We start from the raw sequence: 26,296 nt of genomic DNA, 5'->3' as shown, positions 1-26,296 counted from the left end.
GCACCGCCTGACCGTCGACCAGGTCGCGCGGGCCTTCACCGTCTACCCGAGCCTCACCGGCTCGATCTCGGACGCCGCCCGCGCCCGCCGCCTGATCGGCACCGTCCTCGAGCAGCTCGCCGCCCGCTGACCCCCCGAGGTCCGAGCAGCCGTCCGCGCAGGAAGCCGGCTCCCGGCACGCCGCTCCGCGGCCACTCGACCAGCAGGGGCGGAGGACTCCCTCTCCCCGCAAGGTGGAGGGCGCGTCCGAGAATCGCGTGCCAGCGATTCGAGGCAGCCCGACGCGACCCGCTCTTGAGAACGCGCCCCGTCTGGAGGCCGACCGCGCTGAGCCGCGCAGGGAGCGGCTCAGAGTCGAGCACCGCGCGTGCCAGCGATTCGAGGCAGCCCGACGCGACCCGCTCTTGAGAACGCGCCCCGTCGGGAGGCCGACCGCGCTGAGCCGCGCAGGGAGCGGCTCAGAAACGGACTCAGCCCAGCGCCCGCTCGATCTTCTCCGTGATCTCGTTCTGGTCGAGGTAGTTGTCGATGACGACGACCTCGGCGAAGGTCCGGCCGATGCGGTCGACGAGCTCGCCGGAGGTGAGGATGACCTGCGCGTCGGCGGCGAGCGCGTCGACGGAGGCCAGGTCGGAGGCGATCACCTCGGCCTCGAGGTCGAGGGTCTCGAGGGCGCGCTCGGCGCCGAGCTTGAGGATGGCGGAGGTGCCGATTCCGGCGCCGCAGAGGGTGACGATCTTCATGCGCTTCTTCCGTGGTGCGGGTGGTGCGGGTGGTGCGGGGTGCTGTCGGTGAGGACGGCGTTGATGCTGCGGAGGGTGCGGGCGGCGGCGAGTGCACCGACCGCGTCCGGACGGCTGAGCACGTCGGCGAGCCCGGAGACGAAGCCGACGTGCCCATGCGCCTGGGTGGCGGCGATCCCGATGACGACCGAGACCGGATCGTTGGTGCTGTGCCCGAAGGCGACGGGCTCGGCCAGCGTGACGACGGAGAGGCCGTCCGCGAGGACGTCGTTGCCGGGCCGGGCGTGCGCGAGGGCGAGCCCGGGTGCGATGACGATGTACGGCCCGAGCACGTCGACCTGCTCGACCATGCGCCGGGAGTAGGCGGCGTCGACCGCACCGGTCCGCTCGAGAGCACGGCCCGCCTCGAGGACGGCCTCCCGCCAGGATCCGGCGGAGTGGCGGAGGGCCACCGCCTCCTCGGGGAGCGCGTCGAGCGGCACCGTCAGGCCGCCTCGAAGCCGGCGCTGATCGTCTCGACGAGCTCGCGGCGCTCGTCGAGCGGCAGGAAGGCGGCGTGGGCCGCGTTGAGCTGGAAGGCCTCGAAGTCGTCGAGGTCGTACCCGAAAGCGTCCGACAGGAGGGCGAGCTCGCGGCTGAGGGTCGTCGCGCTCATCAGGCGGTTGTCGGTGTTCACCGTGACGCGGAAGCCCAGCTGGTAGAGCAGGTCGAAGGGGTGGTCGGCGAGCTCGGCACCCCACGCCGCGACGGCGCCGGTCTGCAGGTTGGAGGAGGGGCTGAGCTCGAGGGCGATCTCGCGGTCCTTCACCCACTCCGAGAGCTCGCCGAGGGTCACGTAGCTCGCGTCGTCGTCCTGGCGCTCGATGCGGATGTCCTCCGCGATCCGGACGCCGTGACCCAGGCGCAGCGCGCGGCCGTCGAGCAGGGCGGAGCGGATGCTGTCGAGGCCGTCCGCCTCCCCCGCGTGCACCGTGGTCGGGAAGTGCGCCGCCGCGAGCAGCTCGAAGGCGGGACGGTGCCTCGAGGCGGGGAAGCCCGCCTCGGCTCCGGCGATGTCGAAGCCGATCGCACCGCGCTCGCGGTGGCGCAGCGCCAGCTCGGCGACCTCGAGCGAGCGGTCCGCGTGCCGCATCGCGGTGATCAGCTGGCCGACGCGGATGCGGTGTCCCTGCGCCGCCGCCTCCTGCACGCCCTGCTGCAGCCCCTCCTGGACCGCCTCGACAGCCGCGTCGAGCGAGAGCCCGGCGCGCTGGTGCTGCTCCGGCGCCCAGCGCACCTCGCCGTGCACGACTCCGTCGGCGGCGAGGTCGAGCACGAACTCGCGGGCCACGCGCTCGAGCGCCGGCGCGGTCTGCATCACGGCGACCGTCGTCTCGAAGGTGGCGATGTAGTCGGTGAGGGAGCCGGAGTCGGCCGTGGCACGGAACCACTCGGCGAGCGCGTCCGGCTCCTCGGCCGGGAGCGGCACGCCCGTCTCGCGGGCGATCTCGAGGACCGTCCCGGGCCGCAGGCCTCCGTCGAGGTGGTCGTGCAGCGACACCTTGGGGAGCTCGTCGATGAGGACGCCCTCGCCCGGGAGGAGGTACTCCTCGGTCTGATCGGTCACGGTGCTCCTCGCAGGTAGGCGGTGGTTCGCCGACCACCCTAGAGGGTCGGCGGGAGCGGCTCGCCGGGCGGCGCCTCCTCCGTGCCGGGCGGCGCGGGGCTAGGAGACGCGCTCCGCCACGAGGGGGCCGCCGCCGAGCACCTCGTCGCCGTCGTCGCCGATCCGGTAGGCACCGTCGAGCGCCTCGAGCGCCCGGGCGAAGCGCTCCGGCTCGTCGGCCGACAGCGTGAGCAGGGGCTGGCCCGCGCGGACGCGGTCGCCCGGCTTCGCGTGCAGGTCGATCCCCGCCGCGTGCTGCACCGCGTCGGACTGTCGGGCGCGTCCGGCGCCCAGGCGCCAGGCGGCGATGCCGAACGGCAGCGCCTGCTGCTCCACCAGGACGCCGTCGCGCTCGGCGACCACGACGTGGGTCTCGCGGGCCTCGGGGAGCGCCGCATCCGGATCCCCTCCCTGAGCGCGGATGACCGCGCGCCAGGTGTCCATCGCCGCGCCGCCGTCGAGGGCGCGCTCGACGTCCGCGTCCGGCTGCCCGGCGAGGGCCAGCATCTCTCGGGCCAGGGCCAGCGTCAGCTCGCGGACGTCCGAGGGGCCGCCGCCGGCGAGCACCTCGACCGACTCCCGCACCTCGTTCGCGTTGCCGATGGCCAGACCGAGCGGCACGTTCATGTTGGTCAGCAGCGCGGTGGTCCGCACCCCCGCGTCATTGCCGAGGTCGACCATCGCCCGCGCCAGCTCCCGCGAGCGCTCGATGTCGACCATGAATGCCCCGGAGCCGAACTTCACGTCGAGCACCAGGGCGTCGGTCCCCTCGGCGATCTTCTTCGACATGATCGAGGACGCGATCAGCGGGATCGCCTCGACGGTCCCGGTGATGTCCCGGAGCGCGTAGAGCTTCTTGTCGGCGGGGGCCAGGCCCGAGCCCGCGGCGCAGATCACGCCGCCGACCGTCCGCAGCTGCTCCAGCATCTCCTCGTTGCCGAGGTCGGCCCGCCAGCCCGGGATCGACTCCAGCTTGTCGAGCGTTCCGCCCGTGTGGCCGAGCCCGCGTCCCGAGAGCTGGGGCACCGCCACGCCGAAGGAGGCGACCAGCGGCATCAGCGGCAGCGTGATCTTGTCGCCGACCCCGCCCGTGGAGTGCTTGTCGACCGTGCGCTTGCCGAGTCCGTCGAAGCGCATGCGCTCGCCGCTGGCGATCATGGCCAGGGTGAGGTCGCGGATCTCGTCGCGCTCCATCCCGTTCAGCAGGACCGCCATCGCGAAGGCCGCCATCTGCTCGTCGGCGACGTAGCCGCGGGTGTAGGCGTCGATCAGCCAGTCGATCTGCGCGGTCGAGAGCGTGCCGCGGTCGCGCTTGGTGCGGATGATGTCGACGGCGTCGAAGTCCTCGACGGGGGTGGTACGGGTCATGCGGAGTCCTCGGTTCGGGAGTGGGAGCGGTGACGGCGGCGCTAGGAGGCGGCGTAGGCCTCGAGCGTGCGCGGGCCGAACGCGTCGGGGATGACCTCGTCGATCGTCTTCACGCCCGACACGGTCTGGAGGAGCATGCCCTCGGCCGAGTGCTCGAAGAGCAGCTGGCGGCAGCGCCCGCAGGGCATCAGGACGCCGCCCTTCCCGTCGACGCAGGTGAAGGCGACGAGCCGGCCGCCGCCCGTCATGTGCAGCGAGGACACCAGCGCGCACTCGGCGCAGAGCGTGAGCCCGTAGGAGGCGTTCTCGACGTTGCAGCCCGAGATCGTCCGGCCGTCGTCCACGAGCGCGGCGACCCCGACGGGGAACTTCGAGTACGGGACGTAGGCGTGGCTCATGGCCTCGAGGGCGGCCTCGCGCAGCGCCTCCCAGTCGATGTCGGTCACGACGGCTCCTCTCAGGACTTCAGGTACGGCTTGCCGGCGGCGGCCGGTCCGCGGGACTGGCCGACGAGACCGGCCACCGCGAAGATCGTCACGACGTACGGCAGCATCAGCATGAACTCGCTGGGCACGGGCGAGCCGATGACGCCGAGCACGTTCTGCAGGTTGGTCGCGAAGCCGAACAGCAGCGACGCGAGCGTCGCCTTGATCGGGTCCCAGCGGCCGAAGATGACGGCGGCCAGGGCGATGAAGCCCGCACCCGCGGTCATCTCCTTGCCGAACGCGCCGACCGCGTCGAGCGTGTAGTACGCGCCGCCGACTCCGGCGATCGCCCCGGCGAGGGAGACGTTCCAGAAGCGCGTGCGGGCGACATCGATGCCCACGGTGTCCGCGGCCTGCGGGTGCTCGCCCACTGCGCGCAGGCGGAGGCCCCACTTGGTCTTGAACAGGCCCCACCACACCGCGAAGATCGCGAAGTACATCAGGTAGACGATCACCGTCTGGTTGAACAGGACGGCGCCCACGATCGGCACCTGGCTGAGCACCGGGATCGGGAGGCGGTCGAACTTCACCGGCGAGTTGAACGTCGACGCGTCGGCGGAGAGGACCTGGGAGTAGAGGAAGCTCGTCAGGCCGGTCACCAGCACGTTCAGCACGACTCCGACGATCACCTGGTCGACCAGGTACTTGATCGCGAAGGCGGCCAGCACGAACGACACCAGGACGCTCGCGACCATCGCCGCGAGCAGGCCGAGCACCGGCTGGCGGGTGAGGGAGCCGACCATCGCCGCGGTGAAGGCGCCGGCGAGCAGCTGCCCCTCGATCGCGACGTTGACGACTCCGACCCGCTCCGAGATGACGCCGCCGAGCGAGCCGAAGATCAGCGGAGTGGCGAGCCCGACGGTCCCGAGCAGCAGCCCCGAGACGGGCAGCGCGGCACCGGCCGACGCCCAGACGAGGAACCCGATCAGGAAGACCAGGGCGAAGACCGCCGAGAGCCAGAGCGGGATCCGGCGGCCGGCGCGGGTGAGCCCGGCCGACGCGACGGCCAGGGCGACCAGGAGGATCGCGACGACCACGCCCGTCCCCCGCGTCGGGAACGGGATGTCCGGCAGCGCGAAGAAGTCGGTCCCCGCGGCGAGGCGGAACGAGCTCGTCCCGTCGCGGCCGAGGGCCACGAAGAGGACGACGGCGAGCAGCGCGAAGACGCCGAACGCGATCGGCGCCTTCCAGCTGCGGATCACGACGCGGTCGGGGGCGGTGGCGACGGCGGTGCTCATGCGGACACCTCCGAGGTGCGGCGGGTGCGGCGCTTCGGGGCGGCCCCGGGCGTCGGGAGGCGGAAGATCGCGCGCACCAGCGGCGGTGCGGCGATGAAGAGGACGATCAGCGACTGGACGACGAGGACCACGTCGATCGGCACGCCCTCGGCGGCCTGCATCGAGTAGCCGCCCGCCTTGAAGGCGCCGAAGAGGATGCCGGCGAAGAACACGCCCCAGGGTCGGGAGCGGCCCAGCAGCGCGACCGTGATCGCGTCGAAGCCGATGCCCGCGTCGATCCCCGAGGTGAAGCCGGTCGTGACCGTCCCCATCACCTGGGCGCTGCCGGCGAGGCCGAGCAGGCCGCCGGAGAGCAGCATCGCGTACACGTAGCTGTTCTTCACGTCGATGCCCGCGACCCGTGCCGCGTGCGGGTTCTCCCCCACCGCGCGGAACTTAAAGCCGATCGTCGAGCGGTTCAGGAGCCACCAGACGAACACGGTCGCGAGGACCGCGAAGACGAAGCCGAGCGTGAGCGAGTATCCGGGGCCGAGGAGCGCCGGGAAGACCGCGGTCTCCTTCATCCCGGGCGACTTCGGGTTGTTCGAGCCGGGCGCCTGCAGGGCGCCGGGCGTCCGCAGGAGGTAGGAGATCAGGTAGAACGCGACGTAGTTGAGCATGATCGTGAGGATCACCTCGTGCGCGCCGGTGCGGGCCTTGAGCAGTCCCACGAGTCCGCCCCAGAGCGCGCCGCCCAGGATGCCGGCGGCGAGCGCGACGATCAGGTGCACGCCCCACGGGAGGTCGAAGGAGAAGCCGACCCAGCCCGCGCAGGCGGCGGCGATCAGCATCTGGCCGCGGCCGCCGATGTTGAACAGGCCGACGCGGAAGGCCAGCGCCACTCCGAGCCCGCCGGCGATCAGCGGAGTCGCGAAGGCCAGGGTGTCCGTCAGCGGCTTGATGCCGTTGGCGAAGCCCTCGCGGCGGAAGTTGTAGACCGAGCCCTGGAAGAGCGAGGAGTAGGCACCGGAGACGGACTGCCAGATCGCCTGCAGGGTGTCGAGCGGCCGGGCGAAGAAGTAGCCCGACGCCGCCTGGACGTCCTTGTCGGTCGCGGCGATCAGCACGCCGCCCGCGATGAGGGAGAGCAGCACGGCGAGCACCGACATCAGCGCGGTGCCGGAGAGGATCTCGCGCAGGACGCGGGAGGCGCCGCTCTCGAGCGGGCCGGGGCGCACCTCCTGATCCGGCTTCTGGCCGGGCTCGAGCCCGGACGCCTTCTCGGTCTCCGCGTCGGGATCGACCGCGGGCAGTTGCGCGTCGCTCACGCCGCCGCTCCCTTCTCGGCGGGCGTCTGCCCGGCCATCATGAGCCCCAGGACCTCGCGGGGCGTGTCGGCGGGGACGATGCCGATGATCCCGCCCTTGTACATGACCGCGATGCGGTCGGCGAGCGCCGCGACCTCGTCGAGCTCGGTCGACACCACGATCACGGGTACCCCGGTGTCGCGCGTCTCGACGATGCGCTTGTGGACGAACTCGATGGAGCCGACGTCGATGCCGCGGGTGGGCTGCGCCGCGATGAACAGCCGCAGCTCCCGGCTGAGCTCGCGCGCGAGCACCACCTTCTGCTGGTTGCCTCCGGAGAGGCGGCCGACGTGGGTGCCGATCCCCTGGGCGCGCACGTCGAACTCGCGCACCCGCTCCTCGGCGAAGCGCTCGAGCTCCTTGAGCCGCAGGCCCAGTCCCTTCACGAACGGACCGCGGTCGCTGCGGTCGAGCATGAGGTTCTCGGCGATCGTGAACTCGGCGACCAGACCGTCCTCGGTGCGGTCCTCGGGGACGAAGCCGACCCCCGACTCGAGGACGCGGCGCACGGACAGCCCGTCGAGGCGGCGCCCGTCCAGGGTCACCGAGCCCTCGACCCGCTCCTGCAGGCCCATGATCGCCTCGGCGAGCTCCGTCTGGCCGTTGCCCTGCACGCCCGCGATCGCGAGGATCTCGCCGCGGCGGACCTCGAAGGAGACGTCGTCGACGACGGCCTGGCCGTTGGCGTCGCGCACGGTGAGGTTCGAGACGACGAGGGCCTCGTCGCCCGGCACCGCCTGCTCCTTCTGCACCGTCAGCTCGACGGCGCGGCCCACCATCAGCGAGGCGAGCTCGGCGTTGCTCGCCGTCGGCGACGCCTCCCCCACGACTCTGCCTAGGCGGATGACCGTGATGCGGTCTCCGACCTCGCGCACCTCGCGGAGCTTGTGCGTGATGAAGACGATGGCGGTCCCGGCCGCACGCAGCTGGCGCATGATCGCGATCAGCTCGTCGGTCTCCTGCGGGGTCAGCACCGCGGTCGGCTCGTCGAACACGAGCACCCGGGCGTCGCGCGAGAGCGCCTTGATGATCTCGACCCGCTGCTGCACGCCGACGGGGAGGTCCTCGACCAGGGCGTCGGGATCCACGTCGAAGCCGAAGCGGTCCGAGATCTCGCGCACCCGGGCGCGCGCGGCGGAGAGGTCCAGGCGCCCGCCGGCCTTCGTCTCCTCGTGGCCCAGCATGACGTTCTCGGCGACCGTGAACACGGGGACGAGCATGAAGTGCTGGTGGACCATCCCGATGCCCGCCTTCATGGCGTCACCCGGACCGGAGAAGTGCTGGACCGCGTCGTCCAGCAGGATCTCCCCCTCCTCGGCCTGGTACAGGCCGTAGAGCACGTTCATGAGCGTCGACTTGCCCGCGCCGTTCTCGCCGAGGAGGCAGTGGATCTCACCGGGTTCGACGGTGAGATCGATGTGGTCGTTGGCCACGAGCGCGCCGAAGCGCTTCGTGATGCCACGCAGTTCGAGCTTCATGGGACCAATCTAACTTTCGGTTCGCGCCACGATGCGCCGTCGGCCGGGATCGAGGGACGCAGCGGAGCCGATCGGCCCGCCGGACCGACGAAGAGGCCGGCGGGCCCGAGGTGTGCTCGGGCCCGCCGGCCTCTTCGAGGAAGCGGCTAGGACGCCGCGGGAGCGGACGGGGAGGTGACGGTGATGGAGCCGTCGATGATGCCCGCCTTGATGGTGTCGAGCTCGCCCTGCAGGTCGCCCGAGACCTTCGACTCGAAGTCGTGGAACGGCGCGATGCCGACTCCGTCGTTCTCGAGGGTGCCCACGAAGGGAGTGGGGTCGAAGTCGTCGGCTCCGGCGGAGCTGGTGACGTCGGTCGTGCCGGCCTCGATGCCCTTGAGGATCGAGGTCAGGTACAGGTCGGCGCCGTCGGGGTAGGTCTCGTACAGGTCCGCGTCCACGCCGACCATCGCGATGTCCTTGCCGGAGTCGCGGATCGCCTCGATCGCCGACTGGAAGATCGGACCGCCGACGGGGAGGATGACGTCCGCGTTCTGGTCGATCAGCGACTGCGCGGCCGACTTGGCCTCGACGCCCGCCGCGAAGCCGCCGGTGAAGGAGCCGGTCTGCGCGTCGACGTCCCAGCCGACGACCTTGACGTCCTTCCCCTTCTGCTCGTTGTAGTACTTCACGCCGTCGGCGTAGCCGTCCATGAAGATCGTGACGGTCGGGAACTGCTGGCCGCCGTAGGTGCCGACGACGCCGGTCTTGGAGTACGACGCGGCCGTGTAGCCGGCGAGGAACGCCGCCTGCGAGGTGTCGAAGGTGATCGGCTTGACGTTCGGCAGGTCGATCGACGCGTCGTCGATGATCGCGAAGTCGATGTCCGTGTTCGCTTCGGCCGCGGCCGACGTGGCCTCCGCCAGCGCGAAGCCGACGGTGATGATCAGGTTGCAGCCCTGGTCGACGAGGCTGGTCAGGTTCGGGGCGTAGTCCGTCTCGGACTCCGAGGTGACGGTCTTCGGCGTGACACCGAGGTCCTCCGAGGCCTTCACGAGGCCGTTGTAGCCGAGCTCGTTGAACGACTTGTCGTCGAACCCGCCCGCGTCGGAGACCATGCAGGGCAGGAAGTCGCCACCGGCGGCGGCGCTGGAGCCGCTCTCCTCGGGGGCGGAGGCGCAACCGGCGAGAAGCGCGGTGACGCCGAGGGCGGCGAGACCGCCGAACGCGGCCTTACGCGAGGTGATAGTCAAGATGTCGTCCTCCAGGAATGCGGCCCCGCGCGACGAGCGCAACAGGGCGTCGATTCCCACACGTTACCCAATGTGACAAGCCGCTCAGCCGCCCGGACGGTAGACCTCAGGAAGCGTTACACAGTGTTGATCTTCGCGACATGCGGAGCGTGTCGCGGGGCGGTCGGCTGTGCTCGATTCCGAGCCGCGGAGCGGCTCGGCGCGGTCGGCTGGGCTCGATTCCGAGCCGCGGAGCGGCTCGGCGCGGTCGGCTTCGCGACGGGTGCGTTCCGCAGAGCGGGTCGCGTCGGGCTGGCCTGAATCGCTGGCACGCGATTCCGGCTCGCGGCCCTCTCCCCTGCTGCCGGACGTCGAGAGTGCTCGTGGGAGCTCCGCGCTGCGCGCGGTCGCGCACGGACGGGTGCTTCCACGGTGGTCGAGTTGCCGCGCGAGCGGAGACCCGCCCGCCAGCACCGAACGGGACGGCCGAGGCCCTCACCGAGGGTGGTCGAGTGGCCGCGCGAACGGCGTATCGGGACCGCCGCACGCGCATGAGGCGAGGGGCGGAACGGCGAAGGGGCGGAACGGCGAGGGGGCGGAACGGCGAAGCGCGGCGCCTCCGAGGGGAGGGCCGCGCTTCGACGGGTGGGACGGAGGGCTAGAGGACGTCGGTGCGGCCGGAGAGGCGCAGGGCGTCGACGACGCCCTTGACCTTCTGGGCGTTCTCGGTCGTGGTCACCAGGAGCGCGTCGGGGGTGTCCACGACGACGATGTCCTTCACTCCGATGAGGGCGATGGTGCGGTTGCCGCCGCTGACGACGATGCCCGTCGCGGAGTCGGCCAGCACGCGGGCGTCCTCGCCGAGGATGGCGAGGTCCGAGCGGAGTCCGCTCGAGTGCAGCTTCGCGATCGAGGCGAAGTCGCCCACGTCGTCCCAGGAGAAGTGGCCCGGCACGACGGCCAGCTTGCCCGCGGCCGCGGCCGGCTCGGCGACGGAGTAGTCGATCGCGATCTTCTCCAGGCCCGGCCAGATGCGGTCGACGACCGCGCCGCGCTCCGGGGTGTCCCACGCGGCGGCGAGCTCGAGCAGTCCGGCGAGCAGCTTCGGCTTGGCGCGGCCGAGCTCCTCGAGGAGGCGGTCGGCGCGGGCGATGAACATGCCCGCGTTCCAGAGGTACTGACCGCTGGAGAGGTAGGCGCGCGCGGTGTCGGCGTCGGGCTTCTCGACGAAGGAGTCGACGGCGAGCGTGTGCGTCGCCCCGTCGATCCCGAGGTGCTTCCCCGTGCGGATGTAGCCGAAGCCCACGGCAGGCTCGGTCGGCGTGATGCCGATGGTCGCGATGTAGCCCGCGTCCGCCGCGACGACGGCCTCGGCGACCGCGTCGTGGAACAGCTGCTGACCGCTGATGACGTGGTCGGCGGCGAACGAGCCGATGATCACGCCGGGCTGGCGGCGCTCGAGGATGGCGGCGGCCAGGCCGATCGCGGCGGACGAGTCCCGCGGCTCGCTCTCGAGGACGACGTTGAGGTCCTCGAGGCTCTCGAGCTGCTCCTCGACGGCGGCGCGGTGCGCGCGCCCGGTCACGACCATGATCCGGTCGGCGCCCGAGATGGGCGCGAGGCGGTCCCAGGTGTCGCGGAGGAGGGTCTGTCCCGACCCCGTCAGATCGTGCAGGAACTTCGGGGCGTCGGCCCGGGAGAGCGGCCACAGCCTCGAGCCGATCCCGCCGGCGGGGATCACGCTGTAGAAGCGGTCGAGCGGGGCGCGGCCATCGGTCTCAGGTGATGTCATGTCCGCAGGATACAAGGGAGCCCGAGCGCGACCGTCCGTTCACCCGGGCGCGCGCCGCCGTTCATCCCGCCGCCGTAGCGTCCGGGGCGTGAGAGTCGCGGTCGTCACCGAGAGCTTCCTGCCGTCGTTGAACGGCGTGACCACGAGCGTCCTGCGGGTGCTCGACGAGTTCGCGGAGCGCGGGATCGAGGCGCTCGTCGTCTGCCCGGCCGCGGGGGCGCCGGGCCACTACGCGGGCCACCGCGTCGTGGAGCACCCGGCGATCGCCTACCGCGACTTCCCGGTCGGGATCCCCACGCTCGCCCTCACCCGGGAGCTGGCCGACTTCGAGCCCGACGTGGTGCACGTCGCCTCGCCCTTCCTCCTCGGCGCCCGCGCCATCGCCTCGGCCGGCCGGCTCGGGGTGCCGAGTGTCGCGATCTACCAGACGGACGTCGCGCGATTCGCGGCCCGCTACGGCATCCGTGGCGCCCGCGCCCTCGCCTGGCGGGTGATCCGCCAGATCCACGCCGGGGCGGACCTGACCCTCGCCCCCTCCACGAGCGCCCTCGACGACCTCGCCGCCGCCGGCATCGAGCGCACCGCCCTGTGGGGCCGCGGCGTGCAGAGCGAGCGCTTCCACCCGCGCCGCCGCTCCTCCCCCTACGCGCAGGCCGTCCGAGCCGGACTCGGCGCCGATGACGCGCTCGTCGGCTACATCGGGCGCCTCTCCCCCGAGAAGAGGGTGGAGCGGATGGCGGCACTCGCCTCCCTCCCGCACGCGGAGCTGGTCGTGGGCGGCTACGGCCCCTCCTCCGCCCGGGTCGCCGCCGCCCTCGGCCCGGCGGCGCGGATGCTCGGCCGGCTCGACGGCGACCGGCTGCCGGCGGTCTTCGCCGCGCTCGACGTCTTCGTGCACACCGGCACGGAGGAGACGTTCGGCCAGACGGTCCAGGAGGCGCAGGCGTCCGGCACCGCCGTGGTCGCGCCGCACGCGGGCGGCCCCACCGACCTCATCGAGCACGGCGTGGACGGCCTGCTCTACGCGCCCGAGAGCGACTCCGACCTCCGCCGGCAGGTGGCGCGCCTGGTCCGAGATCCCGCACTGCGCGCCCGGCTCGGCGAGGCGGGCCGCCGCCGCGTGCTCCACCGCACCTGGAGCGCGCTCACCGACGAGCTCCTCGCGCACTACGCGACCGCGGGGGCGCCCGCCCTCGCCCTGCCCCGCAGCTAAGGCTCGCCTAAGCCGCGCCCGCCTGCGAGCGCGCTTAGAATCGGAGGGCGAGTTTCTCGTCGCTCCCCGCCCCGTCCCCGTCCACGCGACGTGGGAACAGGTCAGGCCGTCGGAGCACAACCAGGGAGGGTTGTTCGTGTCAGTTCAAGCTGCTCAAACCCTCGCACCCCGGAAGCAGGGGAAGATCCGGCGTCCGGCCGGCACCCTGTACCGCGGTCGCGAAGGCATGTGGTCGTGGGTGCTCCACCGGATCACCGGTGTCGCCATCTTCTTCTTCCTCCTCGTCCACGTCCTCGACTCCGCTCTCATCGCCGTGAGCCCCGAGGCGTACAACGCGGTCATCGGCACGTACAAGAACCCGATCATGGGACTCGGCGAGACCGGGCTCGTGGGCGCCATCGCGTTCCACGCGCTGAACGGCCTGCGGATCATCCTGGTCGACTTCTGGAGCTGGGCGACCCGCAATCAGCGCGTCCTCTTCTGGGTCGTCATGGGCCTCTGGGTCGTGCTGATGCTCGGCTTCGCGCCGCGCCACCTGATCAACGTCTTCAGCGAGGGGGGTGCGCATTGAGCACCGTCGCCGCACCGCGGACCCCGCACACCCCGAGCCGCTCCTCCGGCACCAACTGGGAGAAGTGGGGCTGGATCTACATGCGCGCCTCCGGCGTCGTGCTGATCGTCCTGATCTTCGGGCACCTCATCTACAACCTGCTGCTGGGCGACGGCATCAAGGCCATCGACTTCGGCTTCGTCGGCGGCAAGCTGGCGAACCCGTTCTGGCAGTGGTGGGACGTCCTCATGCTGTGGCTCGCGCTGATCCACGGCGGCAACGGCATGCGCACGCTGGTCAACGACTACGCGACCTCGCCCCTGCTGGCCAAGGCCTTCAAGGGCGGCATCCTCGTCGCCGTCGTCGCGCTGATCGCGCTCGGCACCTGGGTCGTCTTCGCGTTCGACCCGTGCCCCGCCGGCACCGCCGCGGACCTGCTGCCCTCCTTCTGCGCAGCGTGACCACGGTGCCGCGGATCGGAGAGGGGCCCGCGCCCCTCCCGGTCCGCGGCATCACGTCCCGGCACCTCCCCCTCCCATCCCCGTACGACGGAGCACCCACCCCGTGAGCACACCAGGCCACTCCCACACCGGCGCCGACCAGAGCGCCTTCGCGCAGACCGTCGGACCCGACGGCGTCCACTACCACCAGTTCGACGTCGTCATCGTCGGCGCCGGCGGTGCCGGGATGCGCGCGGCCATCGAGGCCGGCCCCAAGGCGAGGACGGCCGTGATCTCGAAGCTGTACCCGACCCGCTCCCACACCGGAGCGGCGCAGGGCGGCATGGCCGCCGCCCTCGCGAACGTCGAGGAGGACAGCTGGGAGTGGCACACCTTCGACACCGTCAAGGGCGGCGACTACCTCGTCGACCAGGACGCGGCCGAGATCCTCGCGAAGGAGGCCATCGACGCGGTCATCGACCTCGAGAACATGGGCCTGCCCTTCAACCGCACCGAGGAGGGCAAGATCGACCAGCGCCGCTTCGGCGGCCACACCCGCGACCACGGCAAGGCGCCCGTCCGCCGGGCCTGCTACGCGGCCGACCGCACCGGCCACATGATCCTGCAGACGCTGTTCCAGAACTGCGTCCGGCTCGGCATCAACTTCTACAACGAGTTCTACGTCCTCGACCTGGTGATGACCGAGGTCGACGGAGTGGCCAAGCCCTCCGGCGTCGTCGCCTACGAGCTGGCCACGGGCGAGCTGCACGTCTTCCAGGCGAAGGCGATCATCTTCGCGACCGGCGGCTTCGGCAAGATCTACAAGACCACCTCCAACGCGCACACCCTCACCGGCGACGGCGTCGGCATCATCTGGCGCAAGGGCCTCCCCCTGGAGGACATGGAGTTCTTCCAGTTCCACCCGACCGGCCTCGCCGGGCTCGGCATCCTCCTCACCGAGGGAGCGCGAGGAGAGGGTGCGATCCTCCGCAACGCCTCGGGCGAGCGCTTCATGGAGCGCTACGCCCCCACCATCAAGGACCTCGCGCCGCGCGACATCGTCGCCCGCTGCATGGTCCAGGAGGTGGCGGAGGGCCGCGGCGCCGGACCGCACAAGGACTACGTGCTGCTGGACTGCACCCACCTGGGAGCCGAGGTCCTCGAGACCAAGCTCCCCGACATCACCGAGTTCGCCCGCACCTACCTGGGCGTCGACCCCGTCGTCGAGCCGGTCCCCGTCATGCCGACCGCGCATTACGCGATGGGCGGCATCCCGACCAACGTCAAGGCCGAGGTGCTCTCGGACAACACGACCGTCGTCCCCGGCCTCTACGCCGCCGGCGAGTGCGCGTGCGTCTCGGTGCACGGCTCCAACCGCCTCGGCACCAACTCCCTCCTCGACATCAACGTCTTCGGCAAGCGCAGCGGCAACAACGCCGCCGACTACGCCAAGACGGTCGACTTCACCCCCCTGCCCGCCGACCCGGCCGGCGCGATCCGCGACATGCTCGCCTCGCTCCGCTCCGCGACCGGCACCGAGCGGATCGCGTCGATCCGCAAGGAGCTGCAGGACGAGATGGACAAGAACGCCCAGGTGTTCCGCACCGACGAGTCCCTCGAGGCCGTCACCGGGACCATCCAGCGCCTGCGCGACCGGTTCCGCAACATCTCGGTGCAGGACAAGGGCAAGCGCTTCAACACCGACCTCCTCGAGGCCGTCGAGCTGGGCTTCCTGCTCGACCTCGCCGAGGTCGTCGTCTACTCGGCGCGCAACCGCAAGGAGAGCCGCGGCGGCCACATGCGCGACGACTTCCCGAAGCGCGACGACGAGAACTACATGCAGCACACGATGGCGTACCTCTCCGGTGACGCCCACTCCTCCGACGCCGGTGACCACATCCGGCTCGACTGGAAGCCCGTCGTGATCACCCGGTACCAGCCGATGGAGAGGAAGTACTAGCCATGTCGACCGCTACCCTCGAGCAGCCGCCCGCCGCCCCCGCGGCCCCGGAGGCGTTCACCGTCACGTTCATCATCCGCCGCTTCGACCCCGAGGTGGACGCCGAGCCGCGCTGGCAGGACTTCGACGTCGAGATGTACTCGACCGACCGCGTCCTCGACGCCCTGCACCGCATCAAGTGGGACCAGGACGGATCGCTGACCTTCCGCCGCTCGTGCGCGCACGGCATCTGCGGATCCGACGCGATGCGGATCAACGGCCGCAACCGCCTGGCCTGCAAGACGCTGATCAAGGATCTCGACATCTCGCAGCCGATCTACATCGAGGCGATCAAGGGGCTGCCCCTCGAGAAGGACCTCGTCGTCGACATGGAGCCGTTCTTCGCCTCCTACCGCGAGGTGCAGCCGTTCCTGGTCGCCAACACCCCGGCACCCAAGGGCAAGGAGCGCGTGCAGTCGGTCGCCGACCGCGCCCGCTTCGACGACACCACGAAGTGCATCCTCTGCGCCGCGTGCACGTCGTCCTGCCCCGTGTTCTGGACCGACGGGCAGTACTTCGGCCCCGCGGCGATCGTGAACGCCCACCGCTTCATCTTCGACTCGCGCGACGACGCCGGTGGAGCGCGCCTGGACATCCTCAACGACAAGGAGGGCGTGTGGCGCTGCCGCACGACCTTCAACTGCACGGAGGCGTGCCCGCGCGGCATCCAGATCACGCAGGCGATCGCCGAGGTGAAGCAGGCCGTCATCCGCGGCCGCGCCTGATCCTCCCCCTCGCGAACGCGTCCGGCCCGCCGGGATCCTCGGATCCGGCGGGCCGGACGCGTTCCAGCGTGCAGGCGGGCGCGTGCACGGGAGCGCCGCGAGGCCTCAGTACGCTGGAGGAATGACCGAGGCGGCCGACACTCCCCGCGGGATCCCGGGCCTGTTCGAGCGGGTCATGCGGACGCGGCCGGTGCGGGTGATGCTCCACTACTCCGAGACCGGCGGGCCCCTCTTCGCGTCCGGACTCGCCTTCCAGGCCCTGTTCGCGGTCTTCGCGGCGCTCTTCGTCTTCTTCGCCGTCTTCGGCTTCTGGGTGCGCGACGACTCGGTGCTGCGCGATTCCCTCCTCGACCTGGTGACCCGCTCCGTCCCCGGCCTGATCGGCGGGAAGAACGCCCTCGTGTCGGTCGACGACCTACTCGACTCGTCGATCCTCGGCTGGACGGGTGCGATCGCGGCCGCCGGCCTGCTCTGGACGGCGCTGAACTTCCTGGGAAGCCTGCGCCAGGCGGTCCGGCTGCTCTTCTCGCTCCCCGGACCCACGACCCTCTTCGTCCTGCTCAAGCTCAAGGACGCGGGGCTCGCCCTGGTCTTCGGGGCGGTGCTGCTGGTCTCGGCCGGTCTCTCCGTGTTCTCGACCTCGCTGGTGGACGTGGCGTTCGGCTTCCTCGGGATCGGCAGCGAGTCGATGCCGGCCCGACTCGCCGGCAGCGCGGTCGGCCTGCTGATCATGCTCGCCCTGGACACGGGCACGCTCGCCGGCTCCTTCCGCATCCTCTCGGGCATCTCGATCCCCTGGAAGAACCTCTGGGCGGGCTCGCTGCTCGGCGGGATCGCTCTCGGCGCGCTCAAGGTCCTCGGGACGCAGCTGCTGGGGGGCGCCTCCCGCAATCCGCTGCTCGCCTCGTTCGCGGTCCTCATCGGTCTGCTGATCTGGTTCAACCTCGTCTGCCAGGTGATCCTGATCGCCGCGTCGTGGATCTCCGTCGGGATGAGCGACGCCGGGATCTCGGCGCGCAAGCTCACGCCGGAGGAGCGCGAGAAGGAGCGGGAGGAGCAGCTGCGCACCGCCCGCCGCACCCTCGCCGAGGCCGAGCGCGAGCGGCTTCGCGCCGCGCTGCCGGAGGCGTCCCTCCTCAAACGACGGCGCCTGGAGCGCCAGCTCGCGCAGCTCGAGGAGGAGCTCGAGCAGCTCGCCGCCTGACCCGGCGGACTACTTCGCGTCCCTCCCGGCGTCGCCGCGCCCGATTCCGCCTGCCGAGTCTGTCCGTTTCTGTTGACTTCCCTCCCGAACGGGTCTAAAAAGAGGTAAACGCAGATCCGAGGTCGGAAACGACACCGCGGATCCGGCGCACCACCCACGGCGAGACGACGGAGTCCACATGTACGCACCGGAGCGGCACCAGGCGATCCTGGACCGCGCCCGCACCGACGGGCGCGTCGAGGTCCGCGACCTCGCCCTCTCCCTCGCCGTGACGCCGGAGACGATCCGCCGCGATCTCACCAGCCTCGAGAAGCGGGGCCTGCTGCGCCGTGCGCACGGCGGCGCCATCCCCGTCGAGCGGCTGGGCATCGAGCCCGAGGTCGCCGCCCGCGAGGGACACCTCGCCGGCGAGAAGGACCGCATCGCCACCGCGGCCCTCGCCGAGGTGCCCGACGGCGGCTCGATCGCCATCGACGCCGGCACCACCACGGTGCGGCTGGCGGAGCTGCTCCCCCTGGACCGCCGGCTGACGGTCGTCACCCACTCCCTCCCCGTCGCGATGGCGCTCGTCGGCCGGCCCAACATCGACCTCCACCTCATCGGCGGGCACCTGCGCGGAGTCACGCAGGCCGCCGTCGGGCCGTGGGCCGCCCAGGCCCTCTCCACGGTCTCGGTGGACGTCGCCTTCATCGGCACGAACGGCCTCAGCCTCGAGCGCGGGCTCACCACCCCCGATCTCGACGAGGCCGTCGTCAAGTCCGCGATCATCGCCTCCGCGCGCCGGGTCGTGGTCCTCGCCGACCACTCGAAGTTCGGCCGGCAGGACTTCGGGCACGTCGCTCCGCTGTCCGCGGTCGACACCGTCATCACCGACGCCGATGTCGACGACGAGCTCGCCGACGACATCGAGTCGGCCGGCCCGGAGGTCGTCCGCGCATGATCGTCACCGTCACCGCCAACCCGAGCATCGACGTCACCCTCTCCACGAGCGGCTTCGCCGTCGGCGAGGTCAACCGCGCGCACGACGTGCGGCGCGACCCGGCCGGCAAGGGCGTCAACGTCGCCCGTGCCCTCGCGCGCAACGGCGTCGAGGCGACCGCGGTCTACCCGGCCGACGCCTCCACCGGCGTCGACCTGTCCACGATGCTCCGGGCCGCCGGAGTCCGCTCGGCCAGTGCGGCGATCGCCCACCCGATCCGCACCAACATCACCGTGGTCGACGACCGGACGGGCCGCACCACCAAGATCAACGAGCCCGGCCCCGCCGTCACGGAGGAGGAGGCTCACGCCCTCTCCGAGCTGATCGGCGAGCACGTCTCGGCCTCGCCCCGCTGGCTCGTCGCCTGCGGCAGCGTCCCCCCGGGACTGGGAGCGGACTTCTACCCCGCCCTCGGCCGCCTCGCCCTGCACTTCGGCGTCCCCCTCGCCGTCGACACCTCGGGAGCCCCCCTGACCGCGATCATCGCGGCCGGCACCGCCACCCTGGTGAAGCCCAACCTCGAGGAGCTCGAGGAGCTCCTCGGCCGCTCCCTGACGACGGTCGGAGACGTCGTCGCCGGAGCCCGTGAACTCCTGCAGCTGCCCGACGCGCGAGCGCTCGTCAGCCTCGGAGAGCACGGCGCCCTCCTCGTCACGGCGTACGCGTCGTGGTGGGCGGGCGCCCCCGCCGTCGTGCCCCTCAGCACCGTCGGCGCCGGCGACAGCACGCTCGCCGGCTACCTCTCGGCCGTCGACGCCACGGAGGCGGAGCGCCTCGCGACAGCAGTCGCGTGGGGTACCGCCGCCGTCCAGCTCCCGGGCAGCGAAGCCCCGGGTCCCGACTCCCTCCGCCTCGACGACGTCTCCGTCGTCGAGAACCCCGACCCCACCCTCCCGATTGGAGAACTGAGCGCATGACTGCTCTCACCGAGGCGTCGACGGTCATCGTCGACCTCACCGCCGCCACGAAGGACGAGGCCACCGCGCAGCTCGCGAAGACGCTCGCCGACGCCGGCCGCGTCACCGACCTCGACGGCTTCCTCGCCGACGTCCGCGACCGCGAGTCGCAGATGGCGACCGGCATGCCCGGCGGCATCGGGATCCCCCACGCCCGCTCCTCCCACGTCGTCTCGCCCAGCGTGGCGGTCGGCATCGCGAAGCAGGGCGTCGACTTCGGCGCCCCCGACGGCCCGGCCGACCTGATCTTCCTGATCGCGGCTCCGGACGGCGCCGACCAGGCGCACCTCAAGATCCTCGCCCAGCTCGCCCGCAAGCTGATCCACGAGTCCTTCACCGGTTCCCTCCGCGCCGCCGCCAGCGGCCAGGAGGTCGCGGACATCATCGCCCGAGAGGTCGTCGTCTCATGAGGATCGTCGCCGTCACGAGCTGCATCGCCGGCATCGCGCACACCTACATGGCGGCCGAGGCCCTCGAGCAGGCCGCGAAGAAGAAGGGGTACGAGATCCAGGTCGAGACCCAGGGCGCCGCGGGGTCCGATCCCATGTCGGACCGGACCATCGCCGACGCCGACGTCGTGATCCTCGCCGCCGACCTCGAGGTCCGCGGCAAGGAGCGCTTCGCCGGGAAGCCCACCCTCGAGGTGGGCACGTCGGAGGCGCTCGCGAAGGCGGCGGACGTCATCGACCGCGCCGTCGCGAAGGTGCAGGACGCGCCCGCCGCGAGCCCCGCCTCCGGCCCGCGCTTCGTCGCCGTGACCAGCTGCATAGCGGGCATCGCCCACACCTACATGGCCGCGGAGGCGCTCGAGCAGGCCGCGAAGAAGCGCGGCTACCCGATCCACGTCGAGACCCAGGGCGCGGCCGGCTCGGACGAGATGACCGCGGCCGACATCGCCGCCGCGGACGTCGTCATCCTCGCCGCCGACCTCGAGGTCCGCGGCAAGGACCGCTTCGCCGGCAAGCCGATCCTCCAGGTGGGCGTCGCCGAGGCCCTGTCCAAGCCGGACGAGGTCCTCGACCGTGCTCTGGCCCTCCGCGGCTCCGGCTCCGCCGCGTCCGCCCCCGCCCGCTCGACTCCGGCCGCGGCCCCCGCCGCGCCGAAGAAGGTCGGCGTCGGAACACGCATCCGCCAGAACCTGATGACCGGCGTCTCCTACATGATCCCGTTCGTCGCGGCGGGCGGTCTGCTGATCGCGCTGTCGTTCCTGTTCGGCGGCTACCGGATCGTCGACTTCACGGCCCAGCAGATCATCGACGACGGCTTCAACGTCGCGAACATCACCGACTGGGCCGGAGTGATGTTCCTCATCGGAAGCGCGACCTTCGCGTTCCTGGTGCCGGTGCTCTCGGGCTTCATCGCCTTCGGCATCGCCGACCGTCCCGGCATCGCGCCGGGCTTCCTCGGCGGCGCGGTCGCGGTCACCGTCGGCGCGGGCTTCCTGGGCGGCCTCGCCTCCGGCTTCATCGCCGGCTACGCGGCCCTCTACATCTCGCGGATCAAGCTCCCCGCGGCGTTCAAGTCGCTGATGCCCGTCGTGATCATCCCCCTGATCGCCACCTTCATCACCGGCTTCCTGATGTTCGTGGTGCTCGGAGCGCCGCTCCGCGCACTGAGCGATGGCCTGTCGTCCTGGCTCTCGGGCCTCTCGGGCGGCAACCTGATCATCCTGGGGATCATCCTCGGCCTCATGATGGCGTTCGACATGGGCGGTCCGGTCAACAAGGTGGCCTACGCCTTCGCGACCACCGGCCTCGCCTCCGTCCCCGCCGACGGCGACCCGAACTCCGTGCAGTTCAAGGTGATGGCGATCGTCATGGCCGCCGGCATGACCCCGCCGCTGGGTCTGGCCCTCGCCACGACGCTCCGCAAGCGCCTGTTCACGGACGCCGAGCGCCAGAACGGCAAGGCCGCCTACCTGCTGGGCGCGTCCTTCATCTCGGAGGGGGCCATCCCGTTCGCCGCGGTCGACCCGCTGCGCGTGATCCCGTCCGCCATGGTCGGCTCGGCCGTCACGGGTGCGCTCGTCGCGCTCTTCGGATCCACCCTCCGCGCCCCGCACGGCGGAGTCTGGGTCACCGGGCTCGTCGGGCAGCCGATCCTCTACCTGGTCGCCATCCTGGTGGGCATGGTCGTCACGGCCGTGTGCGTGATCATCGCGAAGAGCATCAAGCGCGCCCCCGTGGTCGCCGAGGTGCCCGAGCCCGCCACCGCGCAGGCCGTCCCCGCCTGATCCCCTCCGACCGACCGTCCTGAGCGGTCCCGCCGGCGGTCGCCTCCGCGCTCCTCCCCCTCTCCGAGGGAGTCGCGCGAGGCGGCCGCCGGCTTCCGCGTTCCGGGGTGCGAGCGCGGCCGGGCGGCCCGCTCCGCGGCTCCGAATAGACTGCTCCGGTGACTCGCAGCACCCTCCGCATCGCCTCCGTCAACGTGAACGGCGTCCGCGCCGCCTACCGCAAGGGGATGGGCGACTGGCTCGCCGCGCGCGACGTCGACGTCCTGGCCCTGCAGGAGGTCCGCGCCTCCACGGACGACCTCACGGGGCTCCTCGGGGACGAGTGGGACGTGCTGCACGACGAGGCGACCGCCAAGGGGCGCGCCGGAGTCGCTCTCGCCTCGCGCAGGCGCGCCACCATCCACCGCGTGACCTTCGGCGCCGACGACTTCGACTCGGCGGGACGCTGGCTCGAGGCCGACTACGAGGTCGGCGGCCGCTCGCTCACCGTCGTCTCCACCTACGTCCACTCCGGCGAGGTCGGCACCCCCAAGCAGGTCGAGAAGTACCGCTTCCTCGACGCGATGGAGGCGCGCCTGCCCGAGATCCGGGCGCACAGCGAGCTCGCCGTGGTGATGGGCGACCTCAACGTCGGCCACCGCACGCTCGACATCAAGAACTGGAAGGGCAACGTCAAGAAGGCCGGCTTCCTCCCGGAGGAGCGCGCCTACGTCGACCGCTTCGTCGGCGCCGAGGGCGACCCGGACTACAACGCCGGTGCCGGACTGGGCTGGGTCGACCTCGGCCGCCGGTTCGCGGGCGAGGTGCCCGGGCCGTACACGTGGTGGTCGCAGCGCGGCCAGGCCTTCGACACCGACACCGGCTGGCGCCTCGACTACCAGCTCGCCACGCCCGCGCTCGCCGACCTCGCCCGCAGCTACGAGGTCGACCGCGCCGCCTCCTACGACACCCGCTGGTCCGACCACTCCCCCGTGGTCGTCGACTACGAGCTCTGACCCTCTCCCCCGCGAACCGACCCCTCGAGGCCACCCATGACTCCCAGCACCCCGGGCGCCAAGCCCGTCATCTTCTCCGGCATGCAGCCCTCCTCCGGGTCGCTGCACCTCGGCAACTACATCGGCGCGCTGACCCAGTGGGTCGCGATGCAGGAGGACTTCGACGCCTACTTCTGCGTCGTCGACCTGCACGCGATCACGGTCCCGCAGGACCCGCAGCAGCTCCGCGAGCGCACCCGCGCGACCGCCGCGCAGTACATCGCCGCGGGCATCGACCCCGCGCGCTCGACCCTCTTCATCCAGTCCCACGTGCCCGCTCACGCCGAGCTCGCCTGGGTCCTCAACACCCTGACCGGCTTCGGCGAGGCCAGCCGGATGACGCAGTTCAAGGACAAGTCGGCGAAGCAGGGCGCTGAGGCCGCCTCGGTGGGCCTGTTCACCTACCCGATCCTGATGGCGGCCGACATCCTGCTGTACCAGACGGACGCGGTGCCGGTCGGCGAGGACCAGCGCCAGCACCTGGAGCTCACCCGCGATCTCGCCGCGCGCTTCAACTCGCGCTTCGGCGAGACCTTCGCCGTGCCGGAGCCCCACATCGTGCGCGAGACCGCGAAGATCTTCGACCTGCAGAACCCGGGCGCCAAGATGTCGAAGTCGGCGGAGTCGGATGCGGGCCTGCTCAGCGTGCTCGACGAGCCGAAGGCGACCGCGAAGAAGATCATGCGCGCCGTGACGGACACCGAGTCGGAGGTGCGCTTCGACCGGGCGGCGAAGCCCGGCGTCTCGAACCTGCTGACGATCTACTCGGTCCTCGCCGACCGCTCCGTCGAGTCGCTGGAGCAGGAGTACGCGGGCCGCGGCTACGGGGACCTCAAGAAGGGCCTCGTCGAGGTGGTCGCCGCCACCTTCGACCCGATCCGCGCGCGGACCGCGGAGCTGCTCGCCGACCCGGCCGAGCTCGACCGGGTCCTCTCCCTCGCCGCCGACCGCGCGTCCGAGACCGCGGAGCTCACGCTCGCCGCCGTCTACGACTCCGTCGGCCTCCTCCGCCGCGTCCGCTGAGGCGGCCGTGCTGCGGCTCGCGCTCTTCGACCTCGACGACACCCTCTTCGCCCATGCCCGCGCTGTGCGGGAGGGGATCGTCGCGTACGCCGCCTCGCTCGGCGCCGCCTACGCCGGCGAGCCGGCCGACGTGCAGCGCCGCTGGCACCTGCTCGAGGAGGAGCACTACCACCGCTACCTCGCGGGCGAGCTCGACTACGAGGGCCAGCGCCGGGCGCGCGCCACGGACTTCGCCGCGGAGGCCGGAGTCGGGCTGACTCCCGAGGAGGCGAGCTCCTGGTTCCGCGGATACCTCGAGCACTACGTCGCCGCCTGGACCCTCCACGACGACGCGCTGCCCGTCCTCGACCGGCTCGGCGCCGCCGGAGTCCGCCTCGGCGTCATCACCAACGGCGTGCTCGACTTCCAGCGGGGGAAGATCGAGGGCACGGGCCTCTCCGGTCGCTTCGAGCACGTGATCGCCTCCGGCGACGTCGGCGTCGCCAAGCCGGACGCGCGGATCTTCGCGATCGCCTGCGAGCGGTTCGGGGTCTCTCCGGAGGAGGCCCTCTACGTCGGCGACCGGCTCGGCACCGACGCCGTCGGAGCGGCCGCTGCGGGCCTGCGCGGCGTCTGGCTCGACCGCGTCGGCGGTCCCGAGCACGGCCGCGAGCTGCCGCCCGAGGCGGTCGAGCTGGGCGTGCGCCGGATCGCTTCCCTGGACGAGCTGGACGCGCAGCTGGGGCTGTCGGCGGACTGAGGCCCCGCCCGGTCCGGGTCTCGATAAGCCACCTGCAGCGACTACGCGACCAGCATGCAGGTCCGAATTGCCGGGTCTCGATGAGCCGTCTGCGGCGACCACTCGACCAGCATGGGTGTCCCCGAACCACCCCGTTGCGATACCCGTTGCGCCGTCGTCGGAACGACGAAGCGCCCCACCCGACCCGAGGGTCGGACAGGGCGCTTCACCGTGAACGGACGCACATCATCCGCTCGCCGCACGAGGCGAACGGGGAGAACGCGTGTCAGCGTCGTCCCCTAACCGGACGGAACCCGCTCCCCGAGACGCGACCACCTCGATGAGCCGACCGCGCCGCGGCAGGCAGGGACTGCCGCGGCGGAGGCTACTGCACGTCCTCGTCGATCCAGTCGAAGGTCTTGGTGACGGCCTTCTTCCAGAGGCGGTACTGGCGGGCGGCCTCGTCCTGGTCCATCTGCGGGGTCCAGCGCGAGTCCTCCTGCCAGTTCTGGCGCAGGTCGTCGAGGTTCTCCCAGAACCCGACCGCGAGACCGGCCGCGTAGGCCGCTCCGAGCGCGGTGGTCTCCGCGACGACCGGTCGGACGACCGGGACGCCGAGGATGTCGGCCTGGAACTGCATGAGCAGGTTGTTGGCGATCATGCCGCCGTCGACCTTGAGCTCCTGCAGGGGGACGCCGGAGTCGGCGTTGACCGCGTCCAGGACCTCGCGGGTCTGGAAGGCGGTCGCCTCGAGCGCGGCCCGGGCGATGTGACCCTTGTTGACGTAGCGGGTGAGGCCGACGAGGGCTCCGCGGGCGTCGGAGCGCCAGTAGGGGGCGAACAGACCCGAGAAGGCGGGGACGAAGTACGCGCCTCCGTTGTCCTCGACGGTGGCGGCCAGCGCCTCGACCTCGGGGGCCGAGCCGATGAGGCCCAGGTTGTCGCGCAGCCACTGGATCAGCGAGCCGGAGACCGCGATCGAGCCCTCGAGCGCGTAGTGCACCTCGCCGTCGCCGAGCTTGTAGCCGATGGTGGTGAGCAGACCGTTCTTCGAGTGGACGATCTCGGTGCCCGTGTTGAAGATCAGGAAGTTGCCGGTGCCGTAGGTGTTCTTCGCCTCGCCCGGATCGAACGCCGCCTGGCCGAAGGTCGCGGCCTGCTGGTCGCCGAGGATGCCGGCGATCGGGACCTCGCGCAGCAGCGACGAGGACTCGACGTGGCCGTAGACCTCGGAGGAGGAGCAGACCTCGGGGAGCATCGACTTCGGGACCCCGAAGGCCTCGAGGATGTCGTCGCGCCACTCGAGGGTCTCGAGGTCGAGGAACAGGGTGCGGGAGGCGTTGGTGACGTCGGTCTTGTGGACGCCGCCGTCGATGCCGCCGGTCAGGTTCCAGAGGACCCAGGTGTCCGTCGTGCCGAAGATCAGGTCGCCCGCCTCGGCCTTCTCGCGCGCACCCTCGACGTTCTCGAGGATCCAGACGATCTTGGTGCCGGAGAAGTAGGTCGCGAGCGGGAGGCCCACGATCGACTTGAAGCGGTCTGCGCCCTCGTCGCCGGCGAGGCGGTCGACGATCGACTGGGTGCGGGTGTCCTGCCAGACGATGGCGTTGTAGACCGGCTTGCCGGTCGTCCTGTCCCAGACGACAGCGGTCTCGCGCTGGTTGGTGATGCCGACGGAGGCGATGTCGTGGCGGGTCAGGTCGGCGCGGGAGAGAGCCTGGCCGATCACCTCGCGGACGTTGTTCCAGATCTCGATCGGGTCGTGCTCGACCCAGCCGGCGCGCGGGAAGATCTGCTCGTGCTCCTTCTGGCCGGTGGAGACGATCGATCCCTTCTTGTCGAAGATGATCGCGCGGGACGACGTGGTCCCCTGGTCGATAGCGATGACGTAGTCAGCCATGAATGATTACTCCTTC

Annotated in this window: 24 protein-coding genes; 13 read left to right on the top strand and 11 right to left on the bottom strand. The window is 71.5% G+C overall.

The window, feature by feature from the left end:
• Positions 1–470: 470 nt before the first annotated feature.
• The 10 genes from C5D36_RS12260 to C5D36_RS12215 all read right to left on the bottom strand — a co-directional run bounded on the left by C5D36_RS12260 (position 471) and on the right by C5D36_RS12215 (position 11,306).
• Entirely contained in the window at positions 471–743 is a 273-nt protein-coding gene (locus C5D36_RS12260) for a PTS sugar transporter subunit IIB (RefSeq protein ID WP_104226416.1), read from the bottom strand.
• Positions 740–1,225 (bottom strand): PTS sugar transporter subunit IIA, encoded by a 486-nt coding sequence (locus tag C5D36_RS12255; protein ID WP_104291612.1) that lies wholly within the window; start codon positions 1,223–1,225, stop codon positions 740–742. The genes C5D36_RS12260 and C5D36_RS12255 overlap by 4 nt, the downstream gene beginning before the upstream one ends.
• Before the next feature lie 2 nt (positions 1,226–1,227).
• Entirely contained in the window at positions 1,228–2,349 is a 1,122-nt protein-coding gene (locus C5D36_RS12250; protein WP_104249478.1) for an adenosine deaminase, read from the bottom strand.
• 99 nt (positions 2,350–2,448) lie between these two features.
• Positions 2,449–3,756: a thymidine phosphorylase gene (locus C5D36_RS12245; protein ID WP_104263199.1), complete on the bottom strand. Its 1,308-nt coding sequence runs from the start codon at positions 3,754–3,756 to the stop codon at positions 2,449–2,451.
• Positions 3,757–3,797: 41 nt separating this feature from the next.
• Positions 3,798–4,202, bottom strand: coding sequence for a cytidine deaminase (locus C5D36_RS12240; RefSeq protein ID WP_104223180.1), 405 nt, complete (start codon positions 4,200–4,202; stop codon positions 3,798–3,800).
• A gap of 11 nt (positions 4,203–4,213) precedes the next feature.
• The gene (locus tag C5D36_RS12235) at positions 4,214–5,479 is read right to left on the bottom strand and encodes an ABC transporter permease (RefSeq protein WP_104223181.1); all 1,266 of its coding nucleotides are present in this window, start codon (positions 5,477–5,479) and stop codon (positions 4,214–4,216) included.
• Positions 5,476–6,786 carry an ABC transporter permease gene (locus C5D36_RS12230; RefSeq protein WP_219812597.1) on the bottom strand — a complete coding sequence of 437 codons (1,311 nt, stop codon included), beginning with the start codon at positions 6,784–6,786 and terminating at the stop codon, positions 5,476–5,478. Before C5D36_RS12230 ends, C5D36_RS12235 begins: the two co-directional genes overlap by 4 nt.
• Positions 6,783–8,303 (bottom strand): ABC transporter ATP-binding protein, encoded by a 1,521-nt coding sequence (locus tag C5D36_RS12225; protein WP_104295942.1) that lies wholly within the window; start codon positions 8,301–8,303, stop codon positions 6,783–6,785. The genes C5D36_RS12230 and C5D36_RS12225 overlap by 4 nt, the downstream gene beginning before the upstream one ends.
• A 146-nt stretch (positions 8,304–8,449) precedes the next feature.
• Positions 8,450–9,535, bottom strand: a complete 1,086-nt coding sequence (locus C5D36_RS12220; RefSeq protein WP_104232890.1) for a BMP family protein — start codon at positions 9,533–9,535, stop codon at positions 8,450–8,452.
• A gap of 637 nt (positions 9,536–10,172) precedes the next feature.
• Positions 10,173–11,306: a mannose-1-phosphate guanylyltransferase gene (locus C5D36_RS12215; RefSeq protein ID WP_104223184.1), complete on the bottom strand. Its 1,134-nt coding sequence runs from the start codon at positions 11,304–11,306 to the stop codon at positions 10,173–10,175.
• Positions 11,307–11,394: 88 nt separating this feature from the next.
• On the opposite strand from C5D36_RS12215, the gene C5D36_RS12210 reads away from it, so the two are divergent.
• The 13 genes from C5D36_RS12210 (at position 11,395) to C5D36_RS12150 (ending at position 24,401) form a co-directional block, all read left to right on the top strand.
• Complete coding sequence (locus C5D36_RS12210; protein WP_104295941.1) at positions 11,395–12,519, top strand: glycosyltransferase family 1 protein; 1,125 nt, start codon at positions 11,395–11,397, stop codon at positions 12,517–12,519.
• A 136-nt stretch (positions 12,520–12,655) separates the two neighbouring features.
• Positions 12,656–13,090: a succinate dehydrogenase, cytochrome b556 subunit gene (gene sdhC / locus C5D36_RS12205; RefSeq protein WP_374952907.1), complete on the top strand. Its 435-nt coding sequence runs from the start codon at positions 12,656–12,658 to the stop codon at positions 13,088–13,090.
• Positions 13,087–13,530 (top strand): succinate dehydrogenase hydrophobic membrane anchor subunit, encoded by a 444-nt coding sequence (locus C5D36_RS12200; protein WP_104295940.1) that lies wholly within the window; start codon positions 13,087–13,089, stop codon positions 13,528–13,530. Before sdhC ends, C5D36_RS12200 begins: the two co-directional genes overlap by 4 nt.
• A 202-nt stretch (positions 13,531–13,732) precedes the next feature.
• Positions 13,733–15,469: a succinate dehydrogenase flavoprotein subunit gene (gene sdhA, locus C5D36_RS12195; protein ID WP_244230709.1), complete on the top strand. Its 1,737-nt coding sequence runs from the start codon at positions 13,733–13,735 to the stop codon at positions 15,467–15,469.
• Positions 15,470–15,471: 2 nt separating this feature from the next.
• Positions 15,472–16,233 (top strand): succinate dehydrogenase iron-sulfur subunit, encoded by a 762-nt coding sequence (locus C5D36_RS12190; protein ID WP_068254543.1) that lies wholly within the window; start codon positions 15,472–15,474, stop codon positions 16,231–16,233.
• Positions 16,234–16,354: 121 nt separating this feature from the next.
• Entirely contained in the window at positions 16,355–17,437 is a 1,083-nt protein-coding gene (locus tag C5D36_RS12185) for a YhjD/YihY/BrkB family envelope integrity protein (RefSeq protein WP_104223189.1), read from the top strand.
• A gap of 178 nt (positions 17,438–17,615) precedes the next feature.
• Complete coding sequence (locus C5D36_RS12180) at positions 17,616–18,377, top strand: DeoR/GlpR family DNA-binding transcription regulator (protein ID WP_104226423.1); 762 nt, start codon at positions 17,616–17,618, stop codon at positions 18,375–18,377.
• The gene (locus tag C5D36_RS12175) at positions 18,374–19,333 is read left to right on the top strand and encodes a 1-phosphofructokinase family hexose kinase (RefSeq protein WP_104295939.1); all 960 of its coding nucleotides are present in this window, start codon (positions 18,374–18,376) and stop codon (positions 19,331–19,333) included. The genes C5D36_RS12180 and C5D36_RS12175 overlap by 4 nt, the downstream gene beginning before the upstream one ends.
• Complete coding sequence (locus C5D36_RS12170) at positions 19,330–19,782, top strand: PTS sugar transporter subunit IIA (RefSeq protein ID WP_097166616.1); 453 nt, start codon at positions 19,330–19,332, stop codon at positions 19,780–19,782. Before C5D36_RS12175 ends, C5D36_RS12170 begins: the two co-directional genes overlap by 4 nt.
• Positions 19,779–21,605, top strand: a complete 1,827-nt coding sequence (locus C5D36_RS12165) for a PTS fructose-like transporter subunit IIB (RefSeq protein WP_104295938.1) — start codon at positions 19,779–19,781, stop codon at positions 21,603–21,605. Before C5D36_RS12170 ends, C5D36_RS12165 begins: the two co-directional genes overlap by 4 nt.
• A 158-nt stretch (positions 21,606–21,763) precedes the next feature.
• Positions 21,764–22,600 carry an exodeoxyribonuclease III gene (locus tag C5D36_RS12160; protein WP_104263197.1) on the top strand — a complete coding sequence of 279 codons (837 nt, stop codon included), beginning with the start codon at positions 21,764–21,766 and terminating at the stop codon, positions 22,598–22,600.
• A 36-nt stretch (positions 22,601–22,636) separates the two neighbouring features.
• On the top strand, positions 22,637–23,662 hold the full coding sequence (gene trpS / locus C5D36_RS12155) for a tryptophan--tRNA ligase (RefSeq protein WP_104295937.1): 1,026 nt from the start codon (positions 22,637–22,639) through the stop codon (positions 23,660–23,662).
• Between the two features lie 7 nt (positions 23,663–23,669).
• Positions 23,670–24,401 (top strand): HAD family hydrolase, encoded by a 732-nt coding sequence (locus C5D36_RS12150; protein WP_104295936.1) that lies wholly within the window; start codon positions 23,670–23,672, stop codon positions 24,399–24,401.
• A 364-nt stretch (positions 24,402–24,765) separates the two neighbouring features.
• Here C5D36_RS12150 and glpK read toward each other — a convergent pair whose 3' ends face one another.
• Positions 24,766–26,280: a glycerol kinase GlpK gene (gene glpK, locus C5D36_RS12145; protein ID WP_104226427.1), complete on the bottom strand. Its 1,515-nt coding sequence runs from the start codon at positions 26,278–26,280 to the stop codon at positions 24,766–24,768.
• Positions 26,281–26,296: the final 16 nt, after the last annotated feature.

Origin of the sequence: Rathayibacter sp. AY1C6 (assembly GCF_002931535.1) — a bacterium.
Lineage (GTDB): Bacteria > Actinomycetota > Actinomycetes > Actinomycetales > Microbacteriaceae > Rathayibacter.
Note: the sequence above shows the minus strand (reverse complement) of the source record. Positions and strands in the feature narration are given on the sequence as shown.